11 protein-coding genes are annotated in these 20,160 nt (G+C 66.1%); all 11 read right to left on the bottom strand.

The window, feature by feature from the left end; translation table 11 throughout:
• Positions 1 to 23 precede the first annotated feature (23 nt).
• Positions 24 to 1,181 (bottom strand): ABC transporter substrate-binding protein, encoded by a 1,158-nt coding sequence (locus tag CRO50_RS10210; protein ID WP_097145789.1) that lies wholly within the window; start codon positions 1,179 to 1,181, stop codon positions 24 to 26.
• A gap of 129 nt (positions 1,182 to 1,310) precedes the next feature.
• Positions 1,311 to 1,826, bottom strand: coding sequence for a DUF3299 domain-containing protein (locus tag CRO50_RS10205; RefSeq protein WP_097145916.1), 516 nt, complete (start codon positions 1,824 to 1,826; stop codon positions 1,311 to 1,313).
• 127 nt (positions 1,827 to 1,953) lie between these two features.
• On the bottom strand, positions 1,954 to 3,207 hold the full coding sequence (locus CRO50_RS10200; protein WP_097145788.1) for an ABC transporter permease: 1,254 nt from the start codon (positions 3,205 to 3,207) through the stop codon (positions 1,954 to 1,956).
• Positions 3,208 to 3,251: 44 nt separating this feature from the next.
• Positions 3,252 to 4,004, bottom strand: coding sequence for a zinc uptake protein ZrgA (gene zrgA / locus CRO50_RS10195; RefSeq protein WP_097145787.1), 753 nt, complete (start codon positions 4,002 to 4,004; stop codon positions 3,252 to 3,254).
• Between the two features lie 70 nt (positions 4,005 to 4,074).
• The gene (locus tag CRO50_RS10190; protein ID WP_232617663.1) at positions 4,075 to 4,827 is read right to left on the bottom strand and encodes an ABC transporter ATP-binding protein; all 753 of its coding nucleotides are present in this window, start codon (positions 4,825 to 4,827) and stop codon (positions 4,075 to 4,077) included.
• A 160-nt stretch (positions 4,828 to 4,987) separates the two neighbouring features.
• Positions 4,988 to 6,304, bottom strand: a complete 1,317-nt coding sequence (locus CRO50_RS10185) for a hypothetical protein (RefSeq protein ID WP_097145786.1) — start codon at positions 6,302 to 6,304, stop codon at positions 4,988 to 4,990.
• A 345-nt stretch (positions 6,305 to 6,649) separates the two neighbouring features.
• Entirely contained in the window at positions 6,650 to 7,447 is a 798-nt protein-coding gene (locus CRO50_RS10180; RefSeq protein ID WP_097145785.1) for an outer membrane lipoprotein-sorting protein, read from the bottom strand.
• On the bottom strand, positions 7,444 to 9,729 hold the full coding sequence (locus CRO50_RS10175) for an efflux RND transporter permease subunit (RefSeq protein ID WP_097145784.1): 2,286 nt from the start codon (positions 9,727 to 9,729) through the stop codon (positions 7,444 to 7,446). Before CRO50_RS10175 ends, CRO50_RS10180 begins: the two co-directional genes overlap by 4 nt.
• Before the next feature lie 9 nt (positions 9,730 to 9,738).
• Positions 9,739 to 10,917: a sulfotransferase family protein gene (locus CRO50_RS10170; RefSeq protein WP_097145783.1), complete on the bottom strand. Its 1,179-nt coding sequence runs from the start codon at positions 10,915 to 10,917 to the stop codon at positions 9,739 to 9,741.
• A complete protein-coding gene (locus CRO50_RS10165) occupies positions 10,914 to 12,272 on the bottom strand; it encodes a condensation domain-containing protein (RefSeq protein ID WP_097145782.1) in 1,359 nt (452 codons plus the stop codon). Before CRO50_RS10165 ends, CRO50_RS10170 begins: the two co-directional genes overlap by 4 nt.
• A gap of 93 nt (positions 12,273 to 12,365) precedes the next feature.
• Complete coding sequence (locus CRO50_RS10160) at positions 12,366 to 19,973, bottom strand: type I polyketide synthase (protein WP_097145781.1); 7,608 nt, start codon at positions 19,971 to 19,973, stop codon at positions 12,366 to 12,368.
• Positions 19,974 to 20,160: the final 187 nt, after the last annotated feature.

Below are 20,160 nucleotides of genomic sequence, written 5' to 3'. Positions count from 1 at the left end.
GGGCCCCACCCCAGGGGTGGGGCTCAGCTGCCCTCGCCAGCGCGCAGCGGCGCGAAGCCGCCGTCAGCGTTGATGCGGGTCAGGAAGACCTCGTCCATACCCTGGTTGTCACCGGGGCCGTACTGCAGGCTGACACCGTCCAGGTCGACTTCGCGCAGGCTGCCGAGGGCGGCAAGATAGCCCTCCCGGTCGAGATCCCGCCCGGCGGCCTCGAGCGCGGTCAGCGCGACGCGGCCGACCATGTAGCCCTCCAGCGTGACGAACCCCGGTGCGGCGTCGGAATGGGCGGCCAGGGCGGCCTGGTAGCGCGCCACCAGGGGCAGGCTGTCATCCCAGGGGAAGGGCACCACCTGGCTGATGATCACCCCCTCGCCCGCCGCCCCCAGCTCAGAGGCCAGGGCTTCGGAGCCGACGAAGGAGATATTCACGAAGACCGGGTCGAACTTCAGCTTGCGCGACAGCTTGATGAACTCGGCCACGGGCTTGTAGGCGCCGACCATGACCACCGCCTGGGGGTCGGCCTTGCGCAGCTCCAGCAGGGCGGATTTCACCGCCACCGTGTTGCGCGTGTAGGTGCCCTGGCCGATCAGCGACATGCCGCGTTTTTCCAGGGCCGCCGTGACGCCCTCGAGCCCGACGCGGCCGAAACCGTCGTCCTGGTAGAGAATTGCGATATCCGTCAGTCCAAGACCATCCACCAGATGGGCAATCCAGGCCTCTGTCTCTGCGGCATAGGTGGCGCGGATATTGAAGATGTTTCCGTGGCTTGCATCCCTCAGGAAGCCCGCCCCGGTGAAGGGGCCGATGTAGGGCAGCCGCGCCGCCGTGGCGACCGGCTGGCTGGCGGCGGAGGTCGGCGTGCCGACCGGCCCGATGATCCCCAGATGTGCATTCCCATCCACCAGCGCGCGCAGATGCGCCGCCGAGCGGTCGGGCTCGTAGCCGTCATCGAAAGCGTCCAGCCTCACCTTGCGCCCATGCACGCCACCGGCGGCATTGGCTTCGGCAAAGGCCGCCTCGATCCCCGCCATCATGCCAAGGCCAAGCGCAGAGGCCGGCCCGTCGAGCGCCGCGACCTGGGCAAAGGTGACAGAGGTATCGGTGATCCCCTGCTCTGCTCTGGCCAGGCTGGCGGGCAACAGGGCAAGGGCGGCGGCGGCAAGCGTCGAAAAGAGGCGCATCGGGAACTCCCTGGGCTGATGGCGCAGCCAGACTAGGTTCCGATCCCTTAACGTACTCTCAATCGACGGCGGGAAAGGCCTCCGCCGCACCCATTCGTTGCAGAAAATTGAACACGACGCCCCGAGGCCTCAGCCGAAGGGCACGATCTCGTCGGCAGAGAGCGCATAGCCGATCTGGGCCAGTTGGGTGCCCGTGGCCGCGGTGCCGAACATCCCCGTCACATTGACCGGATCGTAAAGGCCCTTGCTTTCGTAGGGGCGGTCGGTGGTGACGAAGACCAGCTGGTTGGCAGGCGGCGGCGGCACGTGGATGCAGGCCCCGACGAAGGGGGCCAGGATGAAGGCGGTCACCCCCTTGGCGTCGAAGTCCAGCGGCACGATGAAACCCGGCAGCCGGACGATCTTGCCGTTGTACTCGGTGGTGACGGCGGCGGCCTCTTCCTGCTCGAACCCGGAAGAGAGCTCTCCGTGCTGGTTGTGTTCGACCACGCCGAGCTGGCGCAGCCGGTCCAGCGACATGCCGCCATCGCCCTGCGGGATCAGGTCCGACCATTCCAGGTCGATCACCTCGTCGCGGGCGGCCAGCGGCAGGGGCAGGCTGATGGCTGCCATCGCGGCCAGAAGCTCTCGTCGGGTGGTCAGCATCTTGATCCTCATCGGCTGGAGCCCGTGGCGGGCACTGGATGGCAGCTGCGCGCGGGCGCGGGGGAAACCGGCGCGAGCCGGCAGCGGACGGGGAGTGACCGGCCCCGCCGCCGCCGGATCGCGCTTGTCAGATCCTGATACTCATACCGTCGCTCAACGACATGCGATAGGCGCGCCATGCGGGCATCAGGCTGACAAGAAGCGCGGCGAGCAGCACGAGGCCCAACACCGCCAATTCGCGCGGCGACGGGGCGCCGATCCGCAGGTAGATTCCGAAGCTCTGGTCGATCCAGCCCCGCCCGGCAAGCAGCCCGCCATAGAGCAGCGCCAGTCCCAGCAGGACGCCGAGCCCCGCCATCAGCAGCGCCTCGAGCGAGAGCAGGCCGAGGATGGTCCAGGGGCGCGCGCCGACTGCGCGCAGGATCGCCATCTCGCGCCGCCGTTCGGCCAGGCCCGAGAAGATCATCGCCGCCATCCCAAGAAGTGCCGTCGCCACCACCATGGCCGAGACGCCGACCAGCGCCGTTTCCGCCACGCCGATCAGGCTCCAGAGCTCTTGCAGGGTCACCCCCGGCAGGATCGCCAGCAGGGGCTCTTCGGGATATTCGTTGATCCAGCGCTGCAGGCCGAAAATCTGCAAGCGGGACTTGGTGCCGATCATCGCGGCGGTGATGGCGCCGGGGGTCAGCTCCATCTGGCGCACCGCGTCGGCGCCGACCGTCTGTCCGGGGATCTGCGCCCCGTTGCGCCAGTCCACATGGATCGCCTCGATGGCGCGCAGGCTGACGAAGACGGTGCGGTCGACCGGGGTGCCGGTGCGCGCCAGCACGCCGGAGATGCGGAAGGGCTTGTCGTCATGCTCGGTGAAGGAGGCGAGGCCATGCGCGACGACGACCTCCTGTCCGGTCTCGTAGCCCAGCTCGGCCGCCACATCGGCCCCGACCACCGCATCGAAGAGATCATCGAAACGCGCGCCTTCGGCCATCTCCAGCCCGCGCCCGCCGCGATACTTGTAGCGGTCGAAGAAATCCGTGGTGGTGCCCATGACGCGGAACCCGCGGTGGCTGTCGCCCAGCGAAATCGGCACGATCCAGTCGACCTCGGGCCGGGAGGCAATGTCCTGGTAGCTCTCCCAGGTGACATTGTTGGTGGCATTGCCGACCCGGAACACCGAGTAGAGCAACAGCTGCACCCCGCCCGAACGCGCGCCCAGGATCAGGTCGGTATCCGAGATCGTGTCGGCGAAGCTCGCCTTGGCCCCGGTGCGCACCTTCTCGACCCCGAGAAAGAGCGCCACGGACAGGCTGATGGCAAAGATCGTCAGCCCGACGGTGATCTTGCGGCTGAGCAGCGATTGCCAGGCAAGGGCGGTTAGCAGCATGTCAGTCTCCTGTCGGCGCCGCCTGGGGCGGCGCCATGAGCATATCAGTCGAGCTTCAGCACGGCGGCATCGGCCTCGACCTCGGCGGCACCGGCGCCGCTGTCGGTAATGTACTGCGCTTCGATCTCACGGGCATTCGGAAAACTGTCGAAGAAGGGGAAGGCCACCTCGGTCAGCGCGCCGGCATCGCTGCACTCATACATGTACATGGCGTGGAACTCACTATGCCCTGCATGCGCCTCTTCGCCGTGGTCATGGTCGTGGTCGTCATGGGCGTGATCGTCATGATCGTCGTGCCCATGCTCATCGTGCTCATGGCCCTCATGACCATGATCGTCGTGATCTTCGTGCTCATGCGCATCGTGGTCATGATCGTCGTAGTCATGATCGTCATGGGCATGTTCGTCGTGGTCATGCTCGTCGTGATCATGTGCCTCGTGATCATGTGCCTCGTGATCTTGATCATCGTGGTCGTGGGCGCCTTCGCCCTCCAGCTCGGCGTTGGCCTCAACCAGGACACAGCCGGCCGCTTCGGGGAAGGCGAAAATGGCCTCGGACCGGGCAAGCAGCGCCAGCGCATCGGCGACAGCGGCCTTGTCCTCTGCACTTTCGGCGGCATGCTCGAAGCCGGTGATGTCGGCGCCGGGGGCGCGCAGCGCCAGCGTCAGCTGGTCGCCCTCGACAGCCAGTTCAAGCTGCGAGACACCGTGGACATGCGCGCCCAGCTCGCGCTGTTCGTCGGCCATGGCCATCGGGGCAACCAGCCCGGCCAGCGCGGTCATTGCAATGCGTTTCATCTTGCTGTCCTCTCCAGGATTGCGATTTGGAATACAGTATAACATTTCATCAGTGACGCCTGCGGAGTCGTCAGCCGCCGGCCCCAGGCCCCTCGCGGGAGGTGAGCACGACCTGCGACAGGTCCATCACCCGGTCGAAGCGCTCGGCCAGTCTTGCGTCATGGCTGACCATAAGCAGTGTGGCGCCCTCGGCCTCGGTCTGCTGCATCAGCAGGTCCAGGAAATCGCCCTGCCGGGCGGCATCCAGCGCCGAGGTCGGCTCATCTGCAACGATCAGCGCCGGACCTCCGATCAGGGCGCGGGCGGCAGCAACGCGCTGCTGCTGGCCGATGCTCAACTCGGAGGCACGGGCGCCGCAGACCAGGTCTGCCTCAAGCCCGAGCCCCGCGGTCAGCCGCAGCGCCTCGGCCCGCGGGTCGGCGACCCTGGCCCGGCGCGCCTTGGCAAAGCTCAGGGGCAACAGGATATTCTCAAGCGGCGAGGCATAGGGCAGCAGGTTGAACATCTGGAAGATCACGCCGATCCGCTCGGCGCGGAAGCGATCGCGGGCCGCCGCCGAAAGAGAGCCGAGCGCGGTGCCATCGACCTCGACCGTGCCGCGTTGCGGGGCATTGATGCCGCAGATCAGGCTGAGCAGCGTCGACTTGCCGCTGCCACTCTCGCCCAGCAGAAAGACCTTCTCGCCGCGGGCGACCCGCAGGTCGGGCACCTCCATGCGGAAGCTGGTGCGACCGGACCAAGAGAATTGCAGATCGCGCAGGCGGATCGCCTGTTCAGCCTGTCCCGAAGTGCCCCCGGCCATCGCGGCGTCTTCCCCGTCCATCTTATCCCCTGCGCCCGCGAGGGACGTCAAATTTCGTTATGATATTACGTATCTCTCAGAGACAGAGGGGAGTGTCAACCGCGACTCTGCCCCGCCGCGCGCAAAGAAAAACCCCCGGCCTTTCGGTCGGGGGCGCTGATTTTCAGATCCCGCGAGGCGATCAGAAGTAGCTGGTGAACTTCAGCTCCATGAAGCTGTCATTGCCGATGAAGGCCAGCGGATCGTTGTAGCCCTGCGTGTCCACGTGGGTGGCATTGAACTCGATGCTGGTTTCATCGGTCAGACGAGAGCTGACGCCCATGGTGTAGAGCCGCGCCTTGCTGTCGATATCGTGGAAGACACCCATCTTCAGCTCGGTGGCATTGGCGTTGTTGAACTTGTAGTTGAAGCCCAGGAAGACATCGTTCTCGAAGATCGTCAGCGGCTGCACCGGCGAGCGGTCGTCGTAGAGGTATTCCGCCGCCACGGTCAGATCACCCTTGCCGGCGAAGAAGCCGTTGAAGGTATAGTCGCCGCCGACCATGCCCGAGAAGTAGCCGCCGGTAGAGGTCTCATGCACCGAGGCCTCGAAGCGCAGCTGCAGGTCGTTGAGGGCATAGACGGTCGACAGGCCGATCTGCTCGACCTTCTGGTAGTAGGGCACGGCGCCCAGCACCGGCTCGGTCGAGAGCAGCGCCACAAGGTCGTCGGCCAGGTCGGGGTCGATCTGGTCAAGGATGTCCTCGATGTTGGAGACATCGAAATCCAGGCCGTCCAGATCGAGGTCGAGACCGGCTTCATAGGCCTGCTGGATCAGCACGTTGGCCTGGTTACAGATCGCCTCGGTCACGGTGCCGAAGGAGCCCACGCAGCCCGGCAGGCCGACCGCTTCGCGGCTGGTGCCGTTGAAGTAGGTCGCCTGGATGTCCAGCGAGCCCGCCCCGACCGAGAAATAGCCAGCGTAGCGCAGCGCCAGGTCCAGGTTGCGATCCCGCTTGCTGGCCTCGAACTCGGCTCGGCTGGAATCCCATTCCAGCGGCGAACGGAACCGCGCGTCGTCGCCCTCGGCATAGATCGGCTCGATAAAGCCGGTCAGCGCATAGGCGCTGAAGGTACCGATGGAGCTGGTGTAGTTCAGGTTGACCATGGGCGTGCCAAGCAGCACATCCTCGATCATCGGATCAGCATTGTTGGTCGGGTTCATGACGTTCATCACCGAGCGGCTTTCGGCCACGCCCCAGTTCTCGGTGTGGAAGCCTGCCAGAACGCTCCAGTTGCCGAAGCTCTGGGTGTAATTCAGCTCTGCCGGGTTCAGGACGTTGCGCGTGCCCGTAATATCGGCAAGGCCGTCGATGTCGAAGTTCAGCTGACCCGGACCGATAGGCTTGGCGCCGTTGATGTTGAATTCAAACGCGCCCTCGGCTCCGGCATCGGATTGCTCCGGATAGAGGCCGTCTTCGGTGTAATAGCGAACCCCGAAGGAAACGCTCGCATTCACATCCGCCTCTTGCGCCTGCGCCTGTCCGACCAGTGCCGCAAAAATCGCCCCCGCGGAAATCGCTGCGGTTTTCCCCCCCGAGAAATACGACATTCAAATTACTCCAATTGCTGATTGGCTAGAGAAGTATCACCGGGCGCCACACCAAATATCCGAAAACGTATGTTGCCCGAATTGCGCAGAGCGGCCGATGCGGCAAGGACACAAAAGCCACGCTATGGTTGTGTGAATGGCCCCGTTTACCTCTTATTCAGGGTTTCTGTCGGACAGCCTGATCCACATTGCCTGTTTTCAGGTCAGATCGCCCTCCCCCGAGGGAGAGCGATTCGCCCTTTGCCTGCTTGTTCAAAGGCCCTTGCGAAGGGCGCTGACCGTCAGGTCGTTGGGGTTGACCCCCCTGTCGAAGGTAAAGCCGTCCCAGGTCAGGGTGGTGCCCTTGCCAGTGAGGTGATTGCTCATTTCCATCTTCGCGGCACGCCAATACTTGCCGTTGTGCTTGCGGTAGCCTGAAATGAGCATGGTCTTCAGATGCGCCTTGCGGCGATCGTAGTATTCGACCTTCTGGATCAGCTTGCGCGATTGCTCGATCCAGACGCGCTCGTAGCTGTAGGCCGAGGCGCCCCTGGGGAAACGGTCGACGATATGGCAGCGACCGCCACCCGGACAGCTGCCATCCGCAACCCAGTTGTAGGTGTACTTGTCCACGTCCTGGTCGCTCATGTCCTCATAGGCGAATTCGCTGCCCACGAAAGAGCCCGAGCGACCCGAAGACGAGATCCGCCGCACCTTCGAGACGGCCGGCAGGTAGAGCCACTGGTCGTCGTCGCGCCCGCCGGCATGGGAATGGGTCAGCAGGGTCGTATTGCGGATATCGCCGGGCCAGAGGAAGGTCAGCACCGAGCGCGTCTCGCCCGGAGAGGTCTCGACCGCGCGGGCCTCGAAGCGGCGGATACTGGTCTGGCCGGACTTGGTGGTCAGGATCATCTCGCCCTCGGCCGCCTGATCGCGGAAACCGGGCTCCTGGCCCACGCTTTGGGCAATGCGCAGCCCCTTCTCCTGGGTGGTCTCTGCGCTGGCCGGGCCCAGCCCGATGAAGAGAGCCGCGACAATCGCGGCAATCGCGGTAAACATGGTCTTGGTCATTTTGCTTTCGTCCTGTCAAAGCTGAGGAGCAGTGCGGGGAGAAACAGCAGATCCGCCAGCAGGGCGAAGCCGATCACGATGGCAGTCAGCGCACCGAGGTGCTGGTTGATTGCAAAGCCGGAGGTCGCCATGACGAGAAATCCGATGGCGAGACAGATCGAGGTCACGATAATGGCGGACCCTACGACCCGGAACGTCTCCTGCAAGGCATCTACTGTGGAACGGCCCCTCTTCCGTCCGTCCAGATAGTGCATGAGGAAGTGAACCGTGTCATCCACCACGATCCCGAATGTCATGGTCGTGACCACGGTTGATCCCAGGTTCACATCGCCGAAGCTGATCCCCCAGAGACCGAAGGCGAAGATGGCCGGCAGGACGTTCGGCGCCAGGCTGATCACCCCCATCCGCGCGTTGCGCAGGGTGGCCATCATGATCAGCGAAACCAGCACCAGGACCAGAACCAGCCCGACCAGCATCTGCGAGTTGTTGCGCTCGGAGACCGTGGAGAAGGCGTAGGAAATCCCCGCCGCGCGGGCCTGGGTGTCGGGCGTGTTCCGGGCCATCCAGGCCTCGGCCACCTTGGCCAGCCCGCGCACGTCCTCGCTGTGTTCGGCACGCATCAGCACGACCACGCGGGTGCGCTGCCGATCCACGTCGATGGTCGAGTTGAGGTCCAGCCCGACCGGCAGCGAGAGCTCGTAGAACATCATCAGCTGGGCATTGGCCTCGCGGCTGTCCGCGATACGGTCGAAGGCCGGCGCGTCGCCGTTCATCGACATGTTGAGCCGCTTGATCACCTGGGTCAGGCTCGAGACCCCGACGACGTTGTCCTGGGTCTCGATCCAGGTGGTGAAACGGTCGATATCGCGTAGGAAGTCGGGATCGAAGACAGAGCCGCCCTCGGGCGCGGTGAACGAGAACTGAAGGTTGTCGAGCCCGGTGAGATGCTGCTGGATCTCGTCGGAGTCCTGGCGGAACTCGAAGCGGTCATCGAAATAGCGCACCAGGCTGTCATCATAGCCGATACGCCCGATGCCGAGACCCGCCACCAGGATCAGCGCCAGGAAGCCGGTGATCCAGCCGCGACGGTAGCGCACGGCGAGGTCGGCCAGCACCCGCATCATCCCCTCGCGCAGGGGCAGCCGGTCGCCGCCACGGGCGCGGCTGGCGCGCAGGGCCAGCGGCAGCAGGGTGAAATTCGCGATCATGCCGATCATCAGCCCGAAGGCGACGATATTGCCCATGTCCTGCAGCGGCGGCGCCTCGGCGAAGTTCAGCGCCAGGAAGCCGATCGCGGTGGTGACGGTGGTCACCAGCACCGGGGCCAGGTTCTCGGATATCGCGTGATGCAGGGCGGTGGCACGGTCCGACCGGTCGAGCTCGCGGAACCAGCTGAGGATCAGGTGGATGCAGGAGGCCGCGGTCAGCACCATGACCGCCATCGGACTGATCGCCGTGCCTGCCGTCAGCTCGATCCCCAGGAAGCCGGTGAACCCGAAGGTGCCGATGGTGCTGAGCAGGACCACCAGCGCCGCACCACCCACCGCCAGCGGCACCCGCAGGAAGAAGAGCAGCAGCGCGATCACCAGCACGAAGGCCATGGGCACAAGGGTCAGGATGTCCTGCTTCGCGGCCAGGGCCAGGGTCAGCCCGCCCAGCACATCGCCGGTCATGCGGATCTCGAAACCGGGGTAGCGTTCGGCCCAATCGGCCTCCATCTGGTCGAGGAAGGCCAGCAGCTCGTCCCGGCGCGCCTCGAAGTCATCCGACAGCACGGTGTTCAGCGAGATGCCATAGGCCTGCAGATCCGCCGCCACCAGCCGGTTGCGCATCTCGGGGCTGGTCGAGACGACCTCCTGGAAACGCTCCGCCACCTCGGGGGTGACCTCGGCATATTCGTCCAGCAACGGCTCGACGATGATGTCCTCCCCCTCGGAACGGCTGTGGTTGAAGTTGGCCGGGGAATCCACGCGCAGGGCGAAGGGGGCCTGCCAGACATCCGCCGTCATTTCCTTCAGGGCTTCGAGGGTGTTCAGAGAGAACATCTCGCCCTCGGGCGGCTTGACCATGATCAGGAAGCCGCTGGAGCCGGTGTAGAATTCACCAAGGTCTTCCAGGTCGCGGGTTTCCTGGTTCTGCTTGCCGAAGAAACTGGTGTTGTCGGCCGAGAAGGTCAGCGCCGGAATCCCCGCCCCGAGGCCAAGAACGATCAGCAGCACAAGCGCAGAGAGCTTGCGAAGGTGGCGCAACAAGAGGGCCGCGATGCGGTCGGAAATGGTCATCAAGATCTTCTATTCTGTTCGTATCGGGTAGCCGTAACGCTCGAAATACTCGTACCAATCCGTCTCGATGCGCCGGGCCAGAACCGGGTCCAGCGCAGGTCTGCCGGCCTTGTAGCCCCGGCGCGCCTCGATCATGCGATCCAGCCCCGGCTCGAGATCGCCGAAGCTGTCCAGACCCAGGTCCTCGTAGGCGCCGCACAGCACCGCCTTGGGGTCTTTGCTCAGGGCCTCGTAGCGGATCTGGGTGTAGCGGCCTTCGGGGATCAGGTGCTTCTGCGCCTCGAAGGCCCGGTGAAACTCGGGCAGCACCCTGAGCGCGCCATCCAGTTGCTCTGCCTCGGTGGGCATGACCTTGAGCACGGTCTGCGTCGCGGTCATCGCCTCGGAGGAAAACAGATAGGAGGCCGCCACCGCGTAGGGATCGCGGATGATATGGATGAAGCGGGCATTGGGGAACTGACGCAGCACCTCTCGGATGCGCATCGTGTGGCCGGGCGATTTCAGCAGCAGTTGCTTGGACGGGGCGCGGTACTGCACCTTGGTCAGGAAGCGCATCCAGGTGCGGCGCCAATGGTCAAGGTCCGCCTCGGGCAGGCTGTCGATATCCCAGGTCACCCGCGGATCGTTCAGATTGCCATAGGACAGCGCCCGCATGATCGAGGCCGCCCCGGAGACCGCCAGCGCCACCTCGTCTTCCTCCGAGGTATCGGCCTTCAGCGCCACCGCATCCATGGGCCGGCTCTTCGGCAGCCAGAGCCTCTCCAGTGGGCGCATCACGCGGCTCAGCACCAGGAAGGTCTCGGGCATGAAGACCTGCAGCGAGGTCGGCGCGGTGAAGCGCGGGTCATTGGACAGCAGCTGGTGCAGCCAGGTGGTGCCCGAGCGCCAGAAACCCAGCACGAAGACCGGATCGGGCTCGATCTTCACCTTTTCCAGCGCCCGGCCGAACAGCAGATCGCTGAGCGCCGCCATCAGCGTATTGCCCAGGCTCAGGGCCGTGACCGAGGCAAAGAGCCCCGGACGGATCAGGTCCCGGTTCACCCATTGGCCGCGCGACATCCCGCGCCAGGCCTGGAAGGTCATCCCGTGCCAGAGGCGTGGCATGTTGGGCGAATAGCCGTAGTCTCGGGGATTGGCCTGCACCAGGTCGCCGTCGCGGCGGCGGGCAGAGGAATTCGCAGGCGTCATCTTGGCACCAGTTCAATCAGGTCGATGTCCAGGATCTGGCAGATCCGGGCCGCCAGCGTCTCTATGTCTTCGGTGTCATAGGCATCGGCATCCCAGCCGAGACCGAAAGCAGCCGTGCCGACATCATCCATGGCAATCACCTGCAACTCGTTAAGACTGTGCACATTCTGGTCCAGCTCCAGCGGCGTGAAGCTATGCGCCCCAAAGCTGACGGTCTCTCCCGCGCGCGCCGCGAAGGCGTTCCTGAAGGTCGAGCCCTCCTCCCGCCTGGTGGCCCTCGGGACATAGGTGGCGAACTGGCGCGGATAGACACCGGCCTCGATCATCTTCTGCTCAAGCCGGCTGCCGCGCCGGGCCGCATCGGCGGGCAGATGGGCCATGGCCTCCAAGTACTGGCGTTGCAGCCGGGCGGCGCGGTCCCAAGGGTCGGAGCCATGGTCGGGGCGGTAGATGATGAAGGGATCAAGCGTGTGATCGCCGCAATAGTTCGACAGGGCCGGCTCGGTGCGCATGGCCGAGAAGTCGAAGATCATCCGGTCAAGCCCATGGATGCGGCAGACAGCCTCGAGGAAGCCACCGAAGAACAGATGCTGCAGCGAAAGCCCCGTCTCGGCGCTGCGGGCACGCAACGCCTCGGCGCTTTGCGCCGAGATCCGCACGTTCAGGCCCCTGCTCTCGCGGACAGCGTTGGACAGGTGCAGCGGCTCTAGCCCACGGGCCCTTCGTCCCACGTCGGGGGCGGGCGGCGCATCGGCGGCAACGCGGGCCCAATAGGCCTCGACCTCGGCGGCGCGGGCGCCCTTCGGGCTCTGCCATTGCCGGATGTAGTCCCGGTGCGACAGCGCCGAGCTGAGGATGGGCAGACCCAGCATGTACTTGAACAGATCCTCGGCCAGCACGATCATCCCGAAACCGTCGGTCAGCGCATGGTGGATGCGCCAGACCACCGCGTCGCCCCGGCTGCCGCAGTTCAGCAGCACCAGCTCGACCAGCTTTTCCGAGCGGATATCCATGGGCTTTCGCGCAACCTCGTTGAGCTTGCCGCGGAAGGTCTCGTCATCCACTTCGCCCAGTTCGACCTCGGTCAGCCCATAGGCGCTGACCGGGTTCATCACCCCGTGCCAACCGCTGTCATCCTGCTCGAAGCGCAGCCGCAGCCCGTCGTGACGGCGCACCAGCTTCTGGAAGGCACGTCCAAGCCGCCTGCGGTCAGCCTTGGGCCGGATCAGCATGGCGAAGGACAATAGCCAGATGGACGCTCCGGTCGGTGTGCAGGCCGGGTCGGTCAATTGTCGGATCTGGTAGCGCTGCCAGAGGCCAAGAGGTTGCGCCTCGGCGCGGGTCAGAGTGTCCATGGTCACTTGTCTTCCTGTCTCCGGGCGACCACGCCCCCGGCAAACCTGCCTCCCGCCCGACGTCTCGGGCGGGAAAGCGTCATCGTGCAAAGCCTACTGGGCGGGCACCAGCGCCGTCTCGAAGGCCGCGAGGATCGCGCGGGCCTCGCCCTCGGTCACCACGTCGAGGTCGCGCACGAGCCGCAGCTCGCCTGCCTCGGCGTCGATCTCCAGCACCAGGTCATGGCTTGCGTGCACCGCGCGCGAGGCCGCCTCGCCCGTGGTCACCGCCAGCTGGAAGGGATGCACCTTCCAGTCGCGGAAGCTCTTGGCAAAGGCCTTCGCCGCGGCGGCGCTGCCGAAGTGGCGATGCGCCGCGGCGGCGGCCAGCACGCGCCTCAGGCGCGCCTCGGCCAGGGCCTCGGGCAGATCACATTCCACCAGCACCGGCTGGGCCTGCTCGAAGGGCCCGATGGCCGGGGTCCCCTCCAGCCCTTCCCGTGCCGACGCGATCCGGGTGACCAGCACATTGCCGGACGAGCCCGTCGCGGCGCGCAGACCGCGCGCGAAACGCAGCAGGATGCGGTCTTCCGACAGATCCGCCCCGTCCAGCGGCAGCGACAACACCTGCGTACGGCCCCGCTCGCGGCCCATGCCCTGGGGCAAGAGCGCCCGAGCCCGGCGCGCGAAGGGCACCGGGGCGGCGCCCGCCTTCACGGCGTACCACCAGAAGGCGCGGTCGTTCTTGCCCTCGGCGCTCTCTTCGTCGTAGCGGCAGGCCGCCAGGGCCGCGTCGATCTCGTCACGTGCGGCGGGGATGGCCAGCTCTTCGCCCCGCAGCAGCGCGGAGAGCTCGGCCAGCAGCAGGTCCGCAGAAGCCGCGTCGCCCACGGCCAGGTGCAGCATCAGGCTGACCTTGCCCGCGCCGACCGCCAGCACGACCAGCTGGCCCGCGGCCACATCGGGCACCTCGGGCACCTCGGGCAGCGCCTCCAGCACCTGCGGCGCGCCGTCGAGTTGCAGCACCAGCGCCTCGCCCGCCCCTTCTGCGCGCAGGCGCAGCAACGGGTGGCGCTCTGCGAGCACCGCCATGGCCGCCTCTGCCGCCGCCCGGTCGGTCGAGATGCCGGCGGTGCGGTGATGGAAGAGCGACAGCTTGCCGGAGGTCGAGCTCATCGGCGCCAGAGAGCTGCGCAGCAGGTCCACCTGGTGATCCGTCCCCTGGAAGCCAAGGGCCACGTCCGCCCCCTCGGCCTCGCCCTCGCCGCCCGCCTCTTCGGCGCTCGCGGCATTGGCCTCGGCCTCGACCATCGCGGCGATCTCCTCTTCGAGGATCTTGGCGAATTCGTCGATCGAGGGCGCGGCCAGGAAGCGCGACACCGGCATGGTGAAATCAAGCGCCGTCTCGACGCGCATCTTCAGCTCGAAGGACGAGAGCGAGTCGAGGCCCAGCTCGGACATCGGGCGGTCGGGCTGGATCGTGGCCTTGTCGATCTTCAGCACATTGGCCACTTCGTCCTTGAGGAACTCGATGGCCTCGGCGCGCAGCTCGTCGCCGCTGAGCGCCATCAGTCGCGCCCGCACCTCGCCACCGCCCGAGCCGTCCTTCTGCAGGAGCGGCGCGATGCGGGGGCTGCCGCCAAGCGCGGCATTGGCCCGAGCGATCTGCACCCAGTCGGCCTTGGAGTAGCAGAAGCCCGCCACATCGCGGGAGACCGCGATCTCCATGCCCATGTCGGTCTCTTCATCGGTGAGGCCGTGCAGGCCCACCGATTCCAGGTAGCTGGCCATGCCGTCGGAACGGGCGACGAAGCCCGATTCAGCCATGGCACCCCAGTTGATCGCCGTCCCGTTCAGGCCAAGGCCATCCCGATAGCGCGCCAGCGCGGTCAGGAAGGCGTTGGCCGCCACGTAGTTGCCCTGCCCGCCCGAGCCGATGATCTCGGCGATGGAGGAGAAGCCGATCAGGAAGTCGGGCTCGACGCCTGCCTTCTCGAAGGCCCGGTGCAGGATCCAGCCGCCCAGGACCTTGGGCCTAAGCACCTCGGTTATCACCTCGGGCGTCAGCTGGTTGAGGAAGCCATCCTTGATCACCGCCGCGCCATGGACCACGCCGCGCAGCGGGTGGGTGGCGTCGGACGTGGCGGCCGCCACATAGGCCTCCATCTCGGTCTCGGAAGTGACATCGAGCGCCAGCGCCTCGACCTGGGTGCCACGCGCCTGCATCGCCTTCACGCGGTCCATGTCTTCCTTCAGGAAGCTGCCCCCGCGCGAGGTCAGCACCAGCTTGCCGGCGCCGGCGCGGCTCATCCAGTCGGCGATGGTCAGGCCAAAGCCCTTGGTGCCGCCGGTGATCAGGTAGGAGGCATCGCCCGACAGCGCCACGGGGCGCGAGATGTCGCGGCGGATCTTGAAGCTGGCTTCCTCCAGCGAGACGACGACCTTGCCCACGTGCCGCGCCTGCGACATGTAGCGGACCGCATCGCCGATCTGGCTGATCGGGAAGGACGTCACCGGCAGCGGCTTGAGGCGGCGCTCGGCGAACATCTCGACCACCTCCTGCATCAGCTCTGCCAGCAGCTCGGGCCGCTCCTGGCCCATGGCCGCCAGATCGAGGCAGGAGAACGAGACGTTCTTGCGCAGGGCCTTCATGCCGATGGCACTGTCGGCATAGACGTCGACCTTGCCGATTTCCAGGTAGCGGCCATAGGGCGCGACGATATCCAGACCCTTGGTGATATATTCGCCGGGCAGCGAGTTCAGCAGCACGTCGACGCCGCGCCCTTCGGTGATCCGCTCGACATCATCGGCGAATTTCAGGCTGCGGCTGTCCATGATGTGATGGGCGCCCAGCTCGGCCAGCAGCTCGCGCTTGGCGGGGCTGCCTGCGGTGGCGAAGATCTCGGTCCCGACATCCTGGCACAGCTGGATGCCGGCCATGCCGACGCCGCCGGTGGCGACATGGATGAAGACCTTCTCGCCCTTGCGCATGCGACCGACGCGGTTCAGCGCGTAATGCGCCGTGGCGAAGGCCGAGGGGATCGTGGCGGCTTCCTCCAGGCTGATATGCTCGGGCAGCACGGTCAGGGCGCGGGGGTCCACGTCCATGAAGCGCTGCAGGCAGCGGCGGCCCATGCCCATGACCCGGTCTCCCGGCTTCAGGCCGGTGACGTTCTTGCCGACCGCATGGACCACGGCGCCGAACTCCAGGCCCAGGTGCTGCCAGGCGGGATCGGGCTCTGCCTCTTCCGGCAGCAGGCCGGTGACGGCCATGACATCGCGGAAGTTCATGCCGACCGCAGAGATACGCACCCGCACCGCGTCGTCGGCCAGCGCTTCCAGCGGCAGCTCCCAGAGGCCCAGGTCATCTATGACGCCCGGCTGGCGCATGGTGGCGTGGAAGTTGACCGTCTCGTCGCTGGCAGGCACATCGACCAGCTTGGGCTCGAACTCTGACGTCTCGCGGGCGAATAGCCGGGCGCCATAGGTCTTGCCCTCGCGGATCACCGTCTCGGTTTCGAGGGTGTCCGACAGCAGGCGCAGCGCCAGCCCCGCGGCGTCCGAGCCGTCGTGGTCGAACATCCGCACGTGGTATTCCGGCGTCTCGGTGGCCAGAACCCGGCCAAGCGCCGAAATCGGCGTCTGGGTCAGCCCGGCAGCACCGGCCTTGCCGGTCACCGGGTCGGGATAGGCCCCAGAGGTCAGCACCGCGATGCGCGGCAGGGCCACCTCGTTGGTGCGGTGGAAGTCCATCAGGTCGCCGATGGTGATCAGGTCCATCACGTTGCGCTCGATCTGCGCATAGAGATCGGCGGGTTCGGCATCGGCAGGGGTACCGGCGGCACCGAGGGCGGCTGCAAAGAAGATACCCTTCACCTGCGCCTGCTCCAGCGCCTCGCCGTGCTGGTCCTCGACCGCCTGCACCAGCTCTTCGCCCAGTGCGTCGCGGGTCAGCACCACGGGCGCGGCGCCAAGGGCTGTCATCTCGGAGACCAGCGGGGCCACATCGGCGGCGCTTTCGGCCAGCACCAGCCAGGTGCCAAGCGCATCGTCGACCAGCGCGGGCTCGTCGCGGATCTCGGAAAGGCCCTCGACGGTGAAGTTCGGCAGCACCTCGTCAGTGGCCTCTGCCGCGGCCTTGGTGGGCAGCGGCTGGGTCAGCAGGCCCTCGGCCTGGAACAGCACGCGGCCATCGACGTCGGTGACGGTGAAATGCGCCTCGATCTCGCCCGTCACCGGGTTCCGGGCGCGGTGCGCATGGGCGATCACCTCGTCGGGCAGACGGCCGTAGTAGCGCAGCTTGCGGGCGCCGACGGGCAGATAGGCCATGTCGCCGGGCTTGCGAGGCGTGTGGATCGTCGCCGCCGAGATGCGCGGATCGCACATCTGCAGGCAGCCATCCATCAGCGAGGGGTGGATATAGAAGGTCTCGGTCTGGCCCTTGATCGCCTCGGGCGCCTTGATGCGCGCCACGGCGCTGTGCTCGCCGACCCAGATGCGGTCGATCACCTGGAAGGCGGGGCCGTAGTTCACGAAGCCCTGGCTGGAATCCACGTCATAGACCAGCGCCGCATCGACCTCCTGCAACTCGGTGGTCGCGGGATCGAAGGGCATCGCCTCGGGGGCGGGCACATCGGTGACGCGGATCTTGCCTTCCGAGCGCAGCACCCAGTCGTCGCGGCTGTCACGCGGGCGCGAGAAGAGCTTGGCGCGCTTGCGGTCCGGCGACCAGGAGACCGAGACCAGCATGTCCTGGTCCTCTTCGAGGAAGAGCGCCTCGTGGATCACCGTGTCCGACAGCTCCAACGGCTTGTCGCCGTGCAGCTCGACCCCGAGCGCCACCAGGGTTTCCAGGTAGCCTGCGCCGGGGAACAGCGTCTCGGACTGCATCCGGTGGTCCTTCAGGAAGGGCCAGGCCTTGGTGTTCAGCTCCATCCGCCAGGCGCTGCCCGCGTCGGCGGACTTGCGGCCCAGGAAGGGATGCGGGCGGGCGCCGTAGAGGGCGGCGCGGCTTTCCTCGCTGTCCTGCCAGAGGCTTTCCTGCATCCAGTGATTGCGCGGCAGGGCCAGCGGTGCCTCTGCCCCGCCGGCCAGCGCATCCCAGTCCAGCGCGTAGCCCGAGACATAGAGCTGCGCGGCGGTGCGGGCGAAGATGTCGAAATCGGCTTCCTTGCGAGACAGCGACTGGAAGACATCGACCTTGGCACCGGCCTCAAGCGCTGTCGACTTCGTGGGGCCCATCAGGGTCGAATGCGGCCCCAGCTCGACGAAGGTGGTGGCCCCCATCTTCAGCGCGGTCTCGATGCCCTGCTGGAACATCACCGGACGGCGCAAGTTCAGCCAGGCATATTCCAGGTCGAACTTTGTTTCCGGCTTGCCGGTCACGGTCGAGATGAAGGGGATCTGCGGCACCCGCCACGACACCTCTTTCACCTCGCGTCGGAACCATTCTTCCCCGGCTTCCAACTGGTAGGAGTGCCAGGCGGTATCGACCTTGAGGATGCGGATGAAGGTATCGGGCTGGCTTTCCTGGAACTCCTCCACGAAGGCATGCAACGTGTCGTAGTCGCCCGAGATCGTGGTGGACCCCGGCCCGTTGACGGCGGCGACGTTGATCTTCGGCGGCAACAGCGGCTCGATATCCTCGGGCGCGAGGCCAACGGCGGCCATGGCGCCCTTCTGGCCCAGCTGATCACGTACCACGCCGCGCTTCGAAAGGAAGCTGGCCGCGCCTTCCAGCGTCAGGCCCCCGGCGATGTAGGAGGCCGCGGACTCGCCGATCGAGTGCCCCACCACCATGTCGGGCTTGATGCCGAAGCTCTCCCAGACCGCACCCAGACCCGCCTGGATGGCAAAGAGCGCAGGCTGGGTCACCGCGGTGTCGTCAATGCGGGAAGAGGCCTCGTCCGCCAGCAGCTCATCCACCAGGGACCAGCCGGCAACCGTCTTGAAATGCGCATCATAGGCCTCGACCGCATCGCGGAAGACGGGGGAATGCTCCATGAACTGGCGCCCCATGGCCCACCACTGGCTGCCCTGCCCGGCAAAGACGAAGCACAGCGAGGTCTCGGTGCGGGCCTGGCCCGTGATCACCGTCTTCGCCTCCGACAGCTTCTCTTCGTCGTTCTCCACCAGCAGCTCCAGCGCCTCCAGCAGCTCGTCGCGGCTGCGGGCGAGCAGCATGGTGCGGTAGGTGAGATGGGCGCGGTCCTTGCCAAGCGCCGCCGACAGCTCGGCCAGCGAAAGCTGCGACAGGGCGCTGTCTTCGTCCTTCAGCAGCGCCAGCAGGTCCCCGGCATTGGCCAGGATGGCCTCCTGGCTGGGGCCCGAGAGCGGGAAGAAATAGGGGAAGTCCTGCGCGCCCCTGCGGGCAACGGGCATCACCGGCACGGCGGCCTGCGCGGGCACCGAGGAAATCAGGGTCGAGGCATTGGTGCCGCCGAAGCCGAATGAGTTGACCACCGCAAAGCGCAGGCCACCGGCCTCGGGGAAGGGCTCGGCCGCGGTCGGCACCTTCAGGTTCAGCGCATCGAAGGGGATATTGGGGTTCGGAGTGTCGAAATTGACGTTCGGCGGCACGACGCCGTTGCGCACGGCGAGCACGGCCTTGATCAGGCCCGAGATCCCGGCCGCCGCCTCGGCGTGACCGACATTGGCCTTGCCCGAGCCGATCCAGACCGGACGTTCGGCATTGTGCTGGCCGATCACGGTGCCGATGGCGCCCGCCTCGATGGGATCACCCACGGGGGTGCCGGTGCCATGGGCCTCGACATAGCCGACCCAGGCCTTGTCGACACCGGACTGCGTGAAGAGATCCTCAAGCATGTCGATCTGGCTGTCCTGCGCGGGCGCGGTGATGGTCGGGGTGAAGCCGTCCTGATTGCAGGCCGAGGCATGGATCAGGGCGTGGATGCGGTCTCCGTCCTCCAGCGACTTGTGGTAGGGTTTCAACACCACCACGCCCGCCGCCTCGCCGCGCACGAAGCCGTTGGCGCGGTTGTCGAAGGTCGAGATCTGCCCGGTCGAAGACAGCATCCCCGCCCGCGAGAAGGCGATGAAGGACGAGGGGTGCGCCAGCACGTTGACGCCGGCCACCACGGCCACGTCACAGGCGCCCGAATGCAGGTTCTGCACGGCCTGGTTCAGCGCCACCAGCGACGAGGAACAGGCGGTATCCACCGCGTAGGAGGGCCCCTTCAGGTTCAGCCGGTGCGACACCCGGTTGGCGCTGATGCAGAGCGCATAGCCGGTGCCGGCGAAATTCTCGGGGTTGGTCGGGCGCAGTTCCTGGATGGTGCGGTAGTCGGACTGGGAGATCCCGACGAACACCCCGGTCTTGCCCCTGGAATAGTCGGAAGCCGCGCGCTGCGTATCCTGCAACGCCTCGTAGGTGCATTGCAGCAGCAGCCGCTGTTGCGGGTCCATCGCCGCGGCCTCGCGCGGGGAAATACCAAAGAACTTCGCGTCGAAACCGCGAATATCATCGAGGAATCCAGCCCATTTCGTCGTCGCCGAGGCGATGGCGTCGGAATTCTCGCTGTAATAGGTCTCGGCATTCCAGCGATCTTCGGGCACTTCGCGGATTCCGGTCTTACGGTCGAGAAGGAACTGCCAGTAGTCATCCGGGGTTTCGTTACCGCCGGGCAAGCGGCAGGCCATACCAACAATGGCAAGGGCGTTGGCGAACTCCGCACCTTCAGGATCGGGAACCGCGCGTTTCATGGAAAGTCCTCTTGGTAGTCAAATATATTCACCGGAAAAAAATTCACCAACACCGCGCGACCAGTCGACCAAATTGGACCTGTCAGTCAATAGCTCTCTAACAGTTGGGAACGACTTCCCAAGGCCAAAAATGGTCTCTGCGGCAAAGTTCATGCCGGATTCAATCTATTGATGAGTCATGGGAACG

It is taken from the genome of Pseudooceanicola antarcticus (assembly GCF_900215355.1).
In the GTDB taxonomy this organism is placed as follows: domain Bacteria; phylum Pseudomonadota; class Alphaproteobacteria; order Rhodobacterales; family Rhodobacteraceae; genus Pseudooceanicola; species Pseudooceanicola antarcticus.
This window is presented reverse-complemented; position numbering and strand designations above follow the sequence as displayed.